Consider the following 14,537-nt stretch of genomic DNA (forward strand, 5'->3'; position numbering starts at 1 on the left):
CTGTCCACTGTTCAACGCTTGCTCAATCGTGCTCGGCAACGGAAGTTGGCTCAGAATTTCACCACGATACCCAAGCTGAGGACCCACATTTCGCGATAGCAGAAATCTGGCCGGAAATCAGACACTCCGGGTCTTCGCCCGTCGCTGGTGAGGGCGGATAAGAAAGCGAGATTATGCGGATGTATTCGCGCTCCGCCGGCCGGAGTGGCTGACGGCGCTCTGCTAGTGTTGTGAGGCAGACACCTTCTCAAGCCCCGCCGCTCGAAACCAGGACCACAAGCGCGTTCCCAAATGGCGCCGGACATTTGGTTATCATCAGAAAGCGCATCGAGCAGACGCCACGTCAGTTTTGGATCCCGCGGCTGATACTGCCAAACCGAGATATCGACCTCCTTCACGGCAACAAGCCCGCCCGGTTTTACGACGCGGCAGAGCTCCATGATTGCATGGGTGAGTTCTTCGTCGCTCAGATACTGAATGACGTTCGCGCTCCAAACCGCATCGAACGTACCGTCGCATACGGCAGCGCGATAATGTCACCGGTTCGCGCGCCTATCGAACAGGCAAACTGCCGGTTTGCAATCAAGCCTTCGATTGCTGCGACGTTTCCAGTGCCAGATCCAGAGCCTCGATATGTCCCTCGACGCCCAGCCATGTAATGCACATCAAGATGTCCACCGGCGCTGAGCTTGTCCTCGGCTTCTCTCACCTTTTGACACACGAGACATATCCGCAATATCCGAAAAGCTTTTGAAATCTGCGAGTAGATTGCTTGGCCAGCGTCTGTCGCGGTGATCTCGTTGCCGGTCCTGGTGAAGAGCTGTTTGCCCAACCATTGCTCCAGATTCTTGACCTGTTGGCTTATGGCTGCAGGCGACACAGCCAACTCTTTTGCCGCCAATGTGAAGCTGGCCGTTCGGTAACCCCGCTCGATGCCCGATATCCGATATTCATGCGGTGATGCTGGGTCTGGTCGAAATCGCCTCATACCAGTGTCTGAGAGCCCTAGCATCTTCAGGAACGGGCATGCCGAAGGCGCGGGATTACGCTAAGGAGATACAATTTCTATTGATTGTGGGTAGCAAGGCCTAGAGGGCCTCATTCAGGCAAGGGGGTTGGGCGTGGTGCCGAGGCAGGGCAGGGCGGTGTTGTCGATTCGTTCGGGAGGGCTGGAAGCAAGCTTTAGATGTCGACGCTAGCGTTCAATCACCAGATTGCTAAGTGGTTTCGAACAGCATGGCAGGAAGAGGCCGGCATTGATCTCACGCTGGCGGATACCACCGCTATGCTTCATGTCGACGGTGCCGCTGAGCAGCTTCGACTTGCAGGTTCCGCACAGACCGCTCGAGCAGGAAGACGGCATCTTCACTCCGGCCTTCTTGGCACAGGCAAGGACCGTCTGATTTGCCCCTACGTCGATCGTGCGACCTTGCCTTGAGAACTCAACCTTGAAGATTTCGCTCTTCGCCTCGTCAATCAGCGGAACGGGCGCGTCGTCAAGCACTGCTGCGTCAAAGCTTTCTTCGATGTAACTCTCGATAGGGACACCAAGTTCTCCCGAGATCTTCCGGGCAGCCGCCATAAAGGGTGCCGGGCCGCAGCACATGACGGTTCGCTTGGAGAGATCAGGCACGACAAGCTGGAACAACTCGCGCGATATCCGTCCGCTCAATCCCGGCCACCACGTCTCTCCACCCAGCTCCTCCGGAAGGAAGTAAAGGCGAAACCCCTTGAGCCGCGTGGCCAGGTTTGCCAGTTCGCTGCGGAAGATCAGGTCCGTCGGCGTTTGACCCGCATGCAGGAAGATTACGTCAACTGGCAGCGCTGCATCGCCGAGTTCCCGCGCCATGGACATGACGGGGGTGATGCCTGATCCGCCGCTGAGGAACAGATATTTCTGATTGGCGGCGGCCGGCTGGATGAACTGCCCGAGGGGTCCGCTTGCCCGCACGCGTCCCCCTGGAGCCAGGTTGTCGTGAAGCCAGTTGGACACGGTGCCGCCCGTAACGCGCTTCACCGTTACGGATATCGCGTTTGTGCGCATTGGAGACGAGGAGATGCTGTAGCAGCGTGTTTCCAGCTCGGCACCAGTCGCTATATCGAAGGCGAAATACTGGCCGGCAGAAAATGCGATGTGCTTTCCACCTTCTGCGACAAAGGTGAAGGTCTTCACATCGTGTGTTTCCTGGTGGACGTCGACGCATAGCAGCTCGCTGTCGACATCAGGGTTCCAGTATTTCCGATTGCCGGGCGAGCCGACCGAATCCATCATTCTAGTATCCATGGGCGCGCATCCGCTCGATGTACCATGTCGCGAAATTGTCCAATTGCGGCTCGGTGAAGCGCGAATACGGACCCGGATCGTACGCCGGGTCCTCAACGCCGGACTGAGAACGCGCGACCAGCTCTGCGTCCTGCTCGGTCGTTGCAATCCAGACCTCGGTCAGCTTGTTGAGGTCATAGTCGACGCCCTCGACCGCATCCTTGTGAACGAGCCATTTCGTGCGCACCAGGGTGCGGTTTGCAGAGAGCGGAACGACCATCGCTGTCACCGCATGGTCGCCCATGAAGTGGCTCCAGCAATTGTGGCCCCAGAGGTGCGTGTCGCCGAGATCCTTGCGCGTCATCTTGCCGAGAAGCTTCGAGGAGGCGGCTGTCGCGTCCCGCGTTTGCGATTCGCCCGCGCCTGCGATGATCAGACGCTGCGTTCGAAAGTTTGTCGCGTGGCCGCAAACCTGCTCAACAACCCCGGAAGGATGGCCCTCTGCCTCCCACGCCTGCGTACGCTCGGCATAGAGTCGCAGATGCCGCTCCGCTTCGGCACGGTCCTCTTCGTTGAGCGTTGCGGGATCGAAGCCGAAATCGAGATCGATGAAGGAGACGCAGAGCTCCGGATGATTGGCCGCGCAATGATAGCACTCGCGATTGTTCTCCATGGTGAGCTTCCAATTGCCATGCTCGATGACATCGGTCTGATGAGCGACTTTCGCATTTCGGATGTCATAGGGGGCAAGGCGCTCGTCCACCACCTCCTCGAGAGTGATGACATCATCAGGCGGAGTGTCCGACAGGCAAACATAAATTAATCCACCGATCGACTTGAAGTTGACGGGCTTCAGGTTCCGACAGGACTTGTCGAAGTCCGTCCCCATGTGGGGCGCGTGCACAAGCTCGCCCGATAGTTCGTAAGTCCACTGATGATACGGACAGACGAGTTTCGAGATGACGGTCGATCCACCGTCGAGGAGCCGACTACCCCGGTGCCGACAGACGTTATGCAAGACGCGAACGTATTCGTCGTCGTCCCTCAGGAGGATCAGGCTTGTCGCACCGATGTCGATGACCGTGGCATCTCCGGCGTCCGGAACATCACATTCAAGACCGACATAGATCCAGTGCTTGCGAAAGAACACGTCCAGGTCCGCCTCAAAGACGTCATCGCGCGTATAGAGGCCGGCTGGCAGCGAATAGCCCTCGGCCCGCGAATCGAGGACCGAAGAGATCGAAGACGGAAACGTGTTTAGCATGACCTCTCCTTATGCGATAAAGCGCAAGAATGAGTTCAAAACCACTTTGCTTCAACGGCAGAAATTATTGCGGGTGACATAACTAAATGTTATGTGTTCGCCTGCCTTGAGGTTCACCCATGCAGCTACGCAAGAGACTGCCCTCGTTGACCGCTCTTGTTGCACTCGAAGCAACGATACGACATCGCAGCGTCACCGCTGCGGCCAAGGAGCTTGGCGTCACTCAAGCTGCCGTCAGCCGTCAGATCGCCCTTCTCGAAGAGGATTTCGGCAGATCGCTCTTCCATCGTGGCCACCGATCCATCGAGCCGACGCCGGCGTGTCTCCACCTCGGTGCGACACTCGCGGACAGCTTTTCCAATATTGCCGACAGCGTTGATACGATGCGGGCGACAGCGACCGACATCGTAACGATCGGTGCGACAATTGCGTTCTCGTCCTTTTGGCTTCTCCCCAAGATAGCCGAGCTGCGCAAACTCGATCCGAATATCCAGATCAGGGTGATCTCACAAGACAGCAAGATTGATCTCAACACCGGGGTCGTGGATATCGCTATCAGATACGGATCGCCTCCATTCAATGACGGAACCGTCTTGGCATCCTGTGACGACAGTATTTTTCCGGTTTGCTCGCCCGAGTATGCCGCTTCCCATCTCGGCCGAGATTTTCCGGACGGCGACTATGAGCTCATCGAAACCGACGTTCCGGATAGGAGCTGGTATAGATGGGACGACTGGTTCGCCCGCCTCGGCCGGAAGCCCGGAAACTTGCGATCGATGCTTCGCTTTAGCCACTATACCGAGGCAATAACTGCAGCGAGAGCAGGACAGGGCGTCGCTTTAGGTTGGGACACGCTCATCAAAACCTTTCTTGCAGACGGCAGTCTCGTCAAGCTTGGCGACGTCAAGATTCCGGCAGAAGGACGACATAATATTTTGGTGCCGATAAACACAAAGCGCTCTACGATGGCGGACTTCACCGCGGGCTGGCTGATGCAAGCTTTTCAACGATAGCACCGTGAAAATTGGCTTCGTTGGCGCGCTCATCGATCCGATGCGTTTCATTGTCGCTGCTGCCCGCGGGTAAGTTGACAGGCCGAGATGTTCGCTGCCGGGGTCCGGCAATGGGTCAACGCGCGACCTCATTGGAGGCCTCAAACGTGCCAGGAGCAGAATGTCGAGCCGATCCTTGCTGTCCGCTTTTTTCATCTTGGCGAACACCGATTGGTGAGATGTCTCAATCAACCGAACTTGCGTAAGATGCGTTCGCGTTCTCGCTCAGAAAGGAAAGTGCCATGACTAATCGCAAAATTTCAGCAAAGCTATTGGCGGCAACTACTTTGATGGTCGCATACCAAGGACTTGCTTTTGCGCAGATGCCGCAGCAACAACCGGATGCGAAAGCCTTCAAACTGGGGAAATTCGACATTGTCGCCCTTCACGACGCCCAGTTTGTCCAACCCAATGACGGCAAGATATTTGGTCTTGACCATAGCCCGGCCGAAGTCGCGGATTTGCTTAAGGCTGCGGGCGCGCCAACAGATACCGTCACCCTCAGCGTCGACGCTCTACTGGTCAAGTCGGACCGGCACCTCATCTTGATCGATACCGGCGTCGGCGGCGCACTTCAGGGCAGTCTGGCAAAAGCCGGGTATCGCGCCGATGCAGTCGACGAAATCCTGATCACCCATTCACATCCGGATCATGTTGGCGGGCTGGTTGTGGATGGAAAGCTCGCTTTTCCAAATGCCACGATCCGCATGTCGGAAGTGGAGTGGTCAGATGCCAAGGCAAACGGAAAGCTTGCAGACATCGTCAAGGCCATCGCGGACCATATCAAGACGTTCAAACCTGGCGGTCAGGTTGCTCCCGGTATCACATCCGTGGCCTTGAGTGGTCACACGCCTGGCCACGTCGGTTATCAGATCGAATCCGGAAAGGAGAGGCTGTTCGATATTGGCGACACCGTTCACAGCTCGATCATTTCGCTTGCCAAGCCAGATTGGGGGATTTCGTTCGATGGCGACAAGCCGGAGGCCGAGCGGAACCGCGTCAAGACGCTGAGCACGCTCGCCAAAAGCCACGAGAGGATTTTCGCCCCGCACTTTCCGTTTCCTGGCGTGGGATACATCTCGGCGGAGGGCGACCACTTCAAATGGACCGCGAATGACAAGGCCGAGTAGTCGTAAATAAATCGTGTTGGTTCCGACTGTCGCCCCATCCTCTCTGCGATCCCTTCTCGAAGCATCTACGACAATGAATTGCGACCGCGGCAGTCAGAAAAGCGAATGTCTTCTGTTGCCGATCGATCGCCCCGACGCTATGTTGCCGATGTCGGAAAAGGCATGACTTGGTGTGGTTGGCCCAAGTCCTTTCGGAAACGGAAGCTCTGTTCCTTGCCTCGTGCATGAGTTCTCCACGACGAACAACGGACGCTGCTCAATCAAGCGTCCTATTGTTCGTCCGTGTGGTTGTCAAAACGACGAACCGCTCCGGTCGAACGACCACAAGGAGTAGTTCATGCGCGACGCGTTCAAGATTTATGATGTTGTGATTGCCGGTGCGGGTCCGGTGGGCTTGTTTCTCGCCTGCGAGTTGCGGCTTGCTGACCTCTCTGTGCTGGTGCTGGAACAAGCTAAGGAGCCGCATTCTCCCTTGAAGCGGCTGCCGTTCGGCATGCGTGGCCTTTCCGCGCCTTCCATCGAAGCCTTCTACCGTCGCGGGCTGCTTCACGACATCGCGGAGCCGCAACGGGCGAAAGATCAATCAGGCGAAAGCAGCGCTTTGACTGCCGTGCACTGGATGCAACAGCCGCGCCGCCCAGGCGGCCATTTCGCTGGCATCCAGTTTTTCAACGACAACATCGACGCCGTGAAGTGGCAGTATCGCCTGCCAAGTCCGGCAGGCACCAGCATGATGATCGAGATGGAGTACCTCGAATCCGCCTTGGCCATCCGCGCAATCGCAACGGGGGTCGAGATCCGGCGCGGCCTTGGCGTCGAAACCTTTGACCAATCGGACGAAGACGTGACCATTCGTGCTGGCGTCGAAACCTTTCGCGGACGCTGGCTCGTCGGGTGCGATGGCGGTCGCAGTACCGTACGCAAAGCTGGCGGTTTTGAGTTCGTCGGCACCGATCCAGAGTTCACGGGCTATTCCGTTCAAGTCGAGATAGCTGATCCAGACAAGCTCGTACCCGGCCGCCACTACACGGCTACGGGCATGTATACTTACCAAAAGCCCGGGACCATCGCGATGGTCGATTTCGACGGCGGCGCTTTCCACCGGACCCATCCGGTTAAGCGAGGGCATGTGCAGGCAGTGTTGCGCCATATCTGCGGCATCGACGTCACTTTGACGGCCCTTGAGCTTGCCACCACGTGGACGGACCGCGCCTATCACGCGACGGCTTACCGCAATGGACGTGTGTTGCTCGCTGGCGACGCTGCACACGTCCATTCCCCTCTGGGCGGTCAGGGGCTTAATCTCGGGTTGGGCGATGCGATGAACCTTGGATGGAAGCTTGCTGCGACGATCCGCGGCGACGCGCCGTCCGGTCTGCTCGACAGCTATGCGAGCGAACGGCATCCGGTAGGAGCGCAGGTCCTTGACTGGTCCCGTGCTCAGGTCGCGCTCATGCGTCCAAGCCGGAGTTCGCGCGCGCTCGAAGCCATTATCCGTGATCTCATCGACACGCGCGACGGCACGACTTATTTCGCCGAACGCGTCTGGGGTGTGTCGTTACGCTACGATTTTGACAGTAGTCATCCGCTGGTTGGCCGCAGTGCTCCCGACTTCGAGTTGGTCAACGGGATGAAGCTTGGCGACCTGCTCGGGGAGGGGAAAGGCTTATTGCTAGACTTTGACGCCGGCGCGCCGCTTCACGCGCTGGCAAGCCGCTGGAGCGGTCGGATCACATATGTCGCAAGTGATGCCAAGGATAGGCTGGGCTTGAGCGCTGTGCTCGTGCGCCCTGACGGCTACGTTGCATGGGTCGGTGAGGCCGCCCCTGACTATGAGGAGGCTGTTCAGGCCGCGTCGCGGTGGTTCGGCGAAGCCTGAACAATGTGAAGGAGCAAAAACATTGCTCGGAAATTGGCGAGAGCGAGGGCCCGCACCGGGCCGGCTCAGACATCGTCTAGAGCCAGCGTGCGGCTGATGCGTCCAATTGGGGCCAGACGCCACTATCCGTCTATGACCCTCAAAATTCCTCCCAATCCGCTGGCTGCTGTGCCACCGCTGCGGTTCCAAAGCTCTGCTTGACCCGCGCTCCGAGAACACGGGCCGGCGATGTCGCGGGTCTGTGCATTGATGTCGTCACGACCGGCCTTGTTGCCTGGGCGGCCGATCCTTCAAAACGGAACTGTCCGAGTAGACCATTGAGAGACGTTGCTTCGGAGGCAAGCGCATGGCTTGCTGCGGTGGATTCCTCGACCATCGCCGCGTTTTTCTGCGTTCCCTGGTCTATCGTGTTCACCGCGGCGCTGATTTCGTTCAACCCCGTCGACTGCTCCTGTGTCGAGCGAACGATCGCCATCACATGCTGGTTGATCTCCTGCACCTGCGAAACGATCGCCTCCAGCGACTTACCGGTTTCGCCGACTAGCGCGACGCCTGCCTGCACTTGCTGACCGGAATTCGTGATGAGCTTCTTGATCTCCTTTGCCGCGTTTGCGGAGCGTTGCGCCAGTTCGCGCACCTCCTGGGCGACAACCGCAAACCCCTTGCCGGCCTCGCCGGCGCGCGCTGCTTCAACGCCCGCATTCAACGCCAGAAGATTGGTCTGAAAAGCGATCTCGTCGATCACGCCGATGATGTTGGAGATTTCGCGCGAGGAGCTTTCGATGCCACCCATGGCAACGACGGCGTCCTTGACGATCGCGCCCGATTTTTCAGCGTCTGCGCGCGTGCGGTCGACAAGGCTCCCGGCGTCCGCCGCTCGACGGCTGGCGTCTCTCAGAGAGGTGGTGATTTCCTCAAGGGCTGCGGCAGTTTGCTCGACTGAGGCTGCCTGCTGTTCGGTGCGTTTGGCAAGTTCGTCCGAAGCCCCACGGATTTCGTCGGAGCCTGCCTGGATGGCGGATGCGTTATCGCCAACGGCACGAAGTGCGGTCTGCAGCTTTTCCACCGAAGTGTTGAAATTATGCCGGATCTGGTCAAGCGGGCCGACGAACTCGCCGTTTAGCCGGTGAGTCATGTCACCCTCTGCAAGCCTTTGCAGGCCGTTTGCAAGCTCGCTTACGGCAAACTGCACCTGGCCATCGCGATCGGCCGCTTCTTCTGCACGCCTGCGACGTTCCTTTTCACTGACATCGCGACCTTCCTCCGCTTCGAGTTCAAGGCGCGCCTTGGCGATGGTGGCATCGCGCAGGACCTTCAGCGACCGCGCCAAGTCACCGATTTCATCCGAATGGACCGATTCCGATAGATCGACATCCGTGCGGCCACGAGCAATTTCACCCGTGGCACCGATCATCGAGCCGAGACGGCGGCGGAAACGAACCGAACACATCCAGCCAACGAGGATCATGATCGCCGTTGCGCCGATGATGACGGCAACGGAGGTGCCGGCTAGTGAGGAGAGGCTTGCAAAGACCGTCGCCTTAGGCACCGAAACGATCGTATACCAAGTCGTATCGGCAAGCAGGTTGACCGGCACGGCCACAGCCATGTCAATGCTTCCATCCTTGTTGGTCATTTCGAAAACCTGCCGCGGCGAGGCGATCAGCTTCCCCCACGCGTTGGCGTCGAGGCCGGAATCTTTCAAGGTCTTACCGAGGACGGAAGGGTCCGGATAGCTAACGAAGCTGCCGCCCTTGCTGATGAGAGCGACAAAGCCATCCCCGAGCGGCTTCAATTTATTGAGTTCGCTTGCAAGTTCGTCCAGCGCGGTATCGACGCCGGTTACGCCCACGAACTTGCCGTCGATCGACAGCGGCACCATGACCGACGCCATCAGTACGTCCTTGCCGTCGATCTTGTAGGAGTAGGGTTCAGTCACCAGGTCCTTGCCGGTGGTTTTCGGAACCTGATAGTAGTCGCCGGGACCGGGTGTATCGTAGTCGACCAGCGGCGAATATACGATCTCGTTGCCCGAACGGGCGAAATAAGGAATGTAGCGGCCGGTCGCGTCCGAATCCGCCTTGCCCTTGTGATCGCCGTCCTTGCCATCGAAGGCCTCCGGTTCCCAGCCGGTACTGACACCGAGCGCATTCTTGTTGTCCTGGAGAAGCTGTTTCAAAAGGGCATTCATCGCATCACGGCTGGGTGCTGTTGATTGCTTCATCGCATAGAGCGCCGAGCGCATGTTCCATGAAAGCGTCTTGATGCCTTGGAACCGCGTTTCGATATTGGCAGCGCTCGTCAGGGCGGAATTGGTCATCTCGGCAATGCTGCGCTGACGCACTTCGTTATAGGAGAGCCACAACAGGATACCGGCAGTTGCCACCGACGTGGCGACCCCGGTGGCAATGATGACAAACATGTTTTTCGCCGTGGCAGTTTTCAGAAACATTCAAACGCCTCCCCCAAGGATTGATGTACCGTCCAAGTATTCGATCCCTTTTCCTCAGATGGCTGGCCACGGGACCTGAAACGCAGACTAAGTATCAACAGTAGAGGCGGCTTGGTTAGAATTTCATAAACTTTCTCATATGATCATGCGTGTCTGTTAACCCTGTCTGATGTCCGAGACCCGATAAGCTTCTGCGCTGTGCAGCGTTTCCTGTGGCTATCGTTGCCAAGGCGTAACAAGCTAACGGTTCGCTGCGGCGGGCGATAAATTCGCTATTCTGACTGTTTGAGAAAAAAAATTCCAAATTAAGCCAATTGCCCGGCGCCATACAACCTATCAAATTTATAGATTATATCGCTATACTGACACATCGCACCACCGTAGCTTGATCTCTCGAATGGGAGCAGCCAAAACTTGCGATGTCGAGGGGAGTTCCATGAAGAGACAAATCAAGCTCGGTGCGTTCCTTCCCGGCGGGGGCCAGCATATCGCGTCCTGGCGCCATCCGGACCAGCCGGTCGATGGAGCGGTCAATCTCAAGTTCCACATCGAGCTCGCGCAGGCAGCCGAACGTGGGCTTTTTGATGCCTACTTCCTGGCAGACGGGCTTGCAGTCGCCTTCGGTGGCGGCATTGAGGGTGGCAACGCCAGGGTGGTCGGTTTCGAGCCGGTGACGCTGTTTTCAGCATTGGCGCCGTTTACCGAGCATATCGGCTTCATCGCGACTTCATCGACGACCTATGAGGAGCCTTACTCCGTTGCGCGCAAATTTGCCTCGCTCGACCTGATCTCCGGTGGCCGGGCCGGCTGGAACGTTGTGACGACTGCAACGGAAGCTGCGGCGAGGAATTTCAATCTCGAGCGGCAGCAACCCCACGCGGCCCGCTACAGGAGGGCCGCGGAACATGTCGACGTTGTCAAGAAACTGTGGGAAAGTTTTGACGATGACGCGTTCATTCGCGACCGTGAAAGCGGCATCTATTTCGACGTGAACAAGGTGCGCCGCACCAATCACCGCGGCGAGCACTTCCAGGTCGAAGGGCCATTGAATGTCCCGCGTTCGCCACAGGGCCACCCCGTCATCGTGCAGGCTGGCCAATCGGACGACGGGCGCGGACTTGCGGCTGCCACTGCGGAAGTCATCTTCACAGCGCACCAGAAGCTCGATACCGCCCAGGAATTCTATCGCGACATCAAGACGCGCGCGCGCAGCTTCGGTCGCGATCCGTCGCATGTGCTCATCATGCCCGGCGTCTCGCCCTTTGTCGGCCGCACGGAGGCGGAAGCCCGCGCGAAATATGAGCGGCTCACAAGTCTGATCATCGAAGAGGAGGGGTTGGCGCTCATCAACGCGCTCAGCGGCGGCGAACTGGATCTCACAGGCTGCGATCTTGACGGTCCGCTGCCTCCGGCGCCACCGACAGAGGGCATGAAGAGCCGTCAGGAACTGATCCGCCGTATCGCGGATGAGAACAATTTCTCCATCCGCCAGCTTTACCAATGGATCGCTTCGGCGCGTGGCCATTTCACCATCATCGGTTCTGCGGTCCAGGTCGCGGACACCCTGCAGGAATGGTTCGAAAACGAAGGCGCGGATGGATTCAACATCCTGCCGCCCTGGCTGCCGACCGGGCTTAATGATTTCGTTGAACTCGTTGTTCCAGAGCTGCAGCGCCGCGGCCTCTTCCGCACCGCCTACGAAGGCAAAACCCTGCGTGAAAATCTCGGCCTGCCTTTTCCGCAGGTAAGGTGGGCTGCCGCCTATACCGAAGCAGCAGAGTAACTGACACGGGAAGAGAGGGTAGCGTCATGGCGCTCGAGACCGAACAGCAGGGCATACTGCAGAGCTATCGCGAAACGCATTTCTGGCAGAGCAGGCTTGCAAGGGAAATAGGCGAGTTGCTGCGCGGTTTCCTCTCGCGCTTTGGGCTGCTCGTTGCTTTTGCCGCCCTCTGGCAAATTTCACCGTCGCTCGGATGGATCAACCCCGCGGTTCTGCCTCCACCGGATGCGATCTTGCGGGCACTCTGGAATGGCATAAGCGGCGGCCCATTGCTCCGCGATATCGCGATCAGCCTTGAGCGCGCCGGTGTCGCATTTGCCGCCGCGGTCGCCGTCGGCATCCCGCTCGGGCTCTTCATGGGGCAGATCCGAATTATCGAGCGCAGCCTCGACCCGATCCTGCAATTGTTTCGGCAAACATCCGCACTCGCACTCTATCCAGTGTTCATCTTGCTGCTCGGCCTTGGCGAAGCGTCGAAGATCTTCGTGATATTCTGGGCGACCTTGTTTCCGATACTTCTCGCCACCATCGGCGGTGTCAAACAGGTGGACCCAAAGCTGGTGGAGATGGCGCGCGTCTACGGCGCCCGACCGCTTACCGTTTTCCGCCGCGTCGTGCTGCCGGCTGCCTTGCCGCAGATTTTTGTCGGGTTGCGGCTAAGCGCCACCACTTCGCTTCTGCTGCTCATCGCAGCAGAGATGATCGGCGCCAATTCCGGGGTCGGATTTCAGGTGATGAACGCGCAGTACAATTTCCAGATCCCGCTGATGTTCGCAGCAATATTGCTGCTGGCCGTTCTCGGACTGTCGGCCAACTTCATCCTCGATGCAGTGCAGGCTCGGCTGTGCCGTTGGTCCAACCCCAGGGACTGAAGGCCGAGACCTGGCGCGCCCTCTCAATCTCACCCCATTCAATGGAGTAAAAAAATGCAGATTTCCCGTCGTTCCCTAGGCCGTATGGCCGCGCTCGCAGCCGGCATGCTGCTCGCCGTCCAGGCGAGCGGTAGCTTGGCTGCAGATGAGGTCACGATCCGCTATCTTGCAAGTCAGGGCGGTCTCGCTCCCCATGAACTTGCCGATGCGCTCGGCTATTTCAAGGATACAGGCATCACGCTGCAGGATGTCGGCTATGCCCCGGGTGGCCCGGCCTCGCTGTTCGCGCTGGCGTCTGGCCATGTCGAACTCGGAGGTGCCGCCACCGCCGCGGTGCTCAATTCGATCGCCGGCGGCAACGATTTCATTGCGGCCTATCCCTCGAACGGTATCAACAAGACGACCGAGAGCATCTTCTATTCGCTTGACGGTAGTCCGATCAAGTCGATCAAGGATCTGGCCGGCAAGACGATTGCAGTCAACACGCTTGGAGCCCATCTCGATTATACCGTGCGCGAGGCGCTGCATTCCGTCGGCCTGCCGGAAGATGCGGCCAAGCTCGTTGTCGTCCCGGGTCCGCAGCTCGAACAGGTTCTGCGTTCCAAGCAGGTCGACGTGTCCGCCTTCGGCTACTGGCAGAAGACTTATGAAGGCGTAGCGCTGAAAAAAGGTGGCCTCCAAAAGATCGTCGGCGACACCGATGTGCTTGGCGAGATCGCCGGCGGCTTTACGGTGCTGCGCCGCGACTGGATCAAGCAACACCCAGGCGCTGCCAGGATCTTCGTTGAAAAGTCGCAAGCCGCGCTCGAATATGCCCGTCTTCATCCGGAGGAAACCAAGGCTGTGATTGCCAAGGTGCTCGCCTCGCGCGGCGAGAATGCCGAGATCGCGCAATACTTCACCGGCTATGGCGTGCGCGAAGGCGGCAAGGCCGTGGACCGCGATCTGCAATTCTGGATCGACATCCTCGCCCGCGGCGGCGTCCTGAAACCGGGCCAGCTCAAGGTGGAAGACATCCTTTACGATCCGGCCAATTTCGCCGTCGCCGGCAACTGAGGGGCGGATCGATGGCGGTGGCCGAACTAACTTCGCGCGGAGAGGTGACGATCAGGAACCTCTCTAAGTCCTACTCGATCAACGGCCGCCATTTCAATGTGCTCCAAGGCGTGAGCAACCATATTGGCGCCGGTGAGAGCCTGGCGATCGTGGGAGCTTCCGGTTCTGGCAAGACGACGCTGCTCAGGGTTCTCGCCGGGCTCGAAGATGCGGATCGGGGTGACGTCTTGATCGACGGCCAGTCCGTCCATGGCGTCGGCACGGATCGCGCCGTGATCTTCCAGGAGCCAAGGCTTCTGCCCTGGCTTACCGTGCTTGATAACGTTGCCTTTCCGCTCGAAAATCGCGGTGTGAAAAAGGCCGAGGCAAGGGCCAGCGCACGCCACTATATCCAACTCGTCGGCCTCGGCGATTTCGCCGATGCGCTGCCGTCGCAGCTTTCGGGTGGCATGGCCCAGCGTGTCGGCATTGCAAGGGCCCTCGTCGTCAAGCCCGAGATCCTGCTGCTCGACGAGCCGTTCGGTGCGCTCGACGCCATGACCAAGATCACCATGCAGGAAGAACTCACCCGCATCTGGCGGGAGGAGAAGGTGACGATGATCCTGGTCACGCACGACCTCGAGGAGGCAGTCTATCTCGCCGACCGGGTGCTCATCCTCTCCAAGGAGAAGGGCGCGCGCAGCCGCGAGATGGATATCGATCTTCCGCGGCCGCGCAATCGCAGCGAAGCGCGCTTCGTCAAGTTTCGCGAGCAACTGTTGAACGCGTTCGGGCTGCACTGAATTT

Annotated in this window: 12 protein-coding genes; 7 read left to right on the forward strand and 5 right to left on the reverse strand. The window is 58.7% G+C overall.

Annotation, left to right across the window (positions count from 1 at the left end; all coding sequences use genetic code 11):
• Positions 1-50: 50 nt before the first annotated feature.
• From CPY51_RS09320 to CPY51_RS09335, 4 genes are all read right to left on the reverse strand, one after another.
• The gene (locus CPY51_RS09320; protein WP_338049418.1) at positions 51-479 is read right to left on the reverse strand and encodes a methyltransferase domain-containing protein; all 429 of its coding nucleotides are present in this window, start codon (positions 477-479) and stop codon (positions 51-53) included.
• Complete coding sequence (locus CPY51_RS33785) at positions 467-1,012, reverse strand: LysR family transcriptional regulator (protein ID WP_338049417.1); 546 nt, start codon at positions 1,010-1,012, stop codon at positions 467-469. Before CPY51_RS33785 ends, CPY51_RS09320 begins: the two co-directional genes overlap by 13 nt.
• A gap of 183 nt (positions 1,013-1,195) precedes the next feature.
• Positions 1,196-2,284: an FAD-binding oxidoreductase gene (locus CPY51_RS09330; RefSeq protein ID WP_111159969.1), complete on the reverse strand. Its 1,089-nt coding sequence runs from the start codon at positions 2,282-2,284 to the stop codon at positions 1,196-1,198.
• Positions 2,274-3,527, reverse strand: a complete 1,254-nt coding sequence (locus tag CPY51_RS09335; RefSeq protein ID WP_111159970.1) for an aromatic ring-hydroxylating oxygenase subunit alpha — start codon at positions 3,525-3,527, stop codon at positions 2,274-2,276. The genes CPY51_RS09330 and CPY51_RS09335 overlap by 11 nt, the downstream gene beginning before the upstream one ends.
• Positions 3,528-3,646: 119 nt before the next feature.
• On the opposite strand from CPY51_RS09335, the gene CPY51_RS09340 reads away from it, so the two are divergent.
• From CPY51_RS09340 to CPY51_RS09350, 3 genes are all read left to right on the forward strand, one after another.
• Positions 3,647-4,540, forward strand: coding sequence for a LysR substrate-binding domain-containing protein (locus CPY51_RS09340; RefSeq protein ID WP_111159971.1), 894 nt, complete (start codon positions 3,647-3,649; stop codon positions 4,538-4,540).
• Positions 4,541-4,821: 281 nt separating this feature from the next.
• Positions 4,822-5,709 carry an MBL fold metallo-hydrolase gene (locus CPY51_RS09345; RefSeq protein ID WP_111159972.1) on the forward strand — a complete coding sequence of 296 codons (888 nt, stop codon included), beginning with the start codon at positions 4,822-4,824 and terminating at the stop codon, positions 5,707-5,709.
• A 337-nt stretch (positions 5,710-6,046) separates the two neighbouring features.
• Entirely contained in the window at positions 6,047-7,588 is a 1,542-nt protein-coding gene (locus CPY51_RS09350) for an FAD-dependent monooxygenase (RefSeq protein WP_111159973.1), read from the forward strand.
• Between the two features lie 139 nt (positions 7,589-7,727).
• Here CPY51_RS09350 and CPY51_RS09355 read toward each other — a convergent pair whose 3' ends face one another.
• Entirely contained in the window at positions 7,728-10,040 is a 2,313-nt protein-coding gene (locus tag CPY51_RS09355; RefSeq protein ID WP_111159974.1) for a methyl-accepting chemotaxis protein, read from the reverse strand.
• A 436-nt stretch (positions 10,041-10,476) separates the two neighbouring features.
• On the opposite strand from CPY51_RS09355, the gene CPY51_RS09360 reads away from it, so the two are divergent.
• From CPY51_RS09360 to CPY51_RS09375, 4 genes are read left to right on the forward strand one after another with little or no spacing between them, the layout of a single operon-like run.
• The gene (locus CPY51_RS09360; protein WP_111159975.1) at positions 10,477-11,823 is read left to right on the forward strand and encodes an LLM class flavin-dependent oxidoreductase; all 1,347 of its coding nucleotides are present in this window, start codon (positions 10,477-10,479) and stop codon (positions 11,821-11,823) included.
• A gap of 26 nt (positions 11,824-11,849) precedes the next feature.
• Positions 11,850-12,695: an ABC transporter permease gene (locus CPY51_RS09365; RefSeq protein WP_111159976.1), complete on the forward strand. Its 846-nt coding sequence runs from the start codon at positions 11,850-11,852 to the stop codon at positions 12,693-12,695.
• Positions 12,696-12,749: 54 nt separating this feature from the next.
• Entirely contained in the window at positions 12,750-13,751 is a 1,002-nt protein-coding gene (locus CPY51_RS09370) for an ABC transporter substrate-binding protein (protein ID WP_111159977.1), read from the forward strand.
• Positions 13,752-13,762: 11 nt separating this feature from the next.
• Positions 13,763-14,533, forward strand: coding sequence for an ABC transporter ATP-binding protein (locus CPY51_RS09375; RefSeq protein ID WP_111159978.1), 771 nt, complete (start codon positions 13,763-13,765; stop codon positions 14,531-14,533).
• Positions 14,534-14,537: the final 4 nt, after the last annotated feature.

Origin of the sequence: Arminella tubonensis (assembly GCF_003240585.1) — a bacterium.
GTDB lineage: Bacteria > Pseudomonadota > Alphaproteobacteria > Rhizobiales > Rhizobiaceae > Rhizobium > Rhizobium tubonense.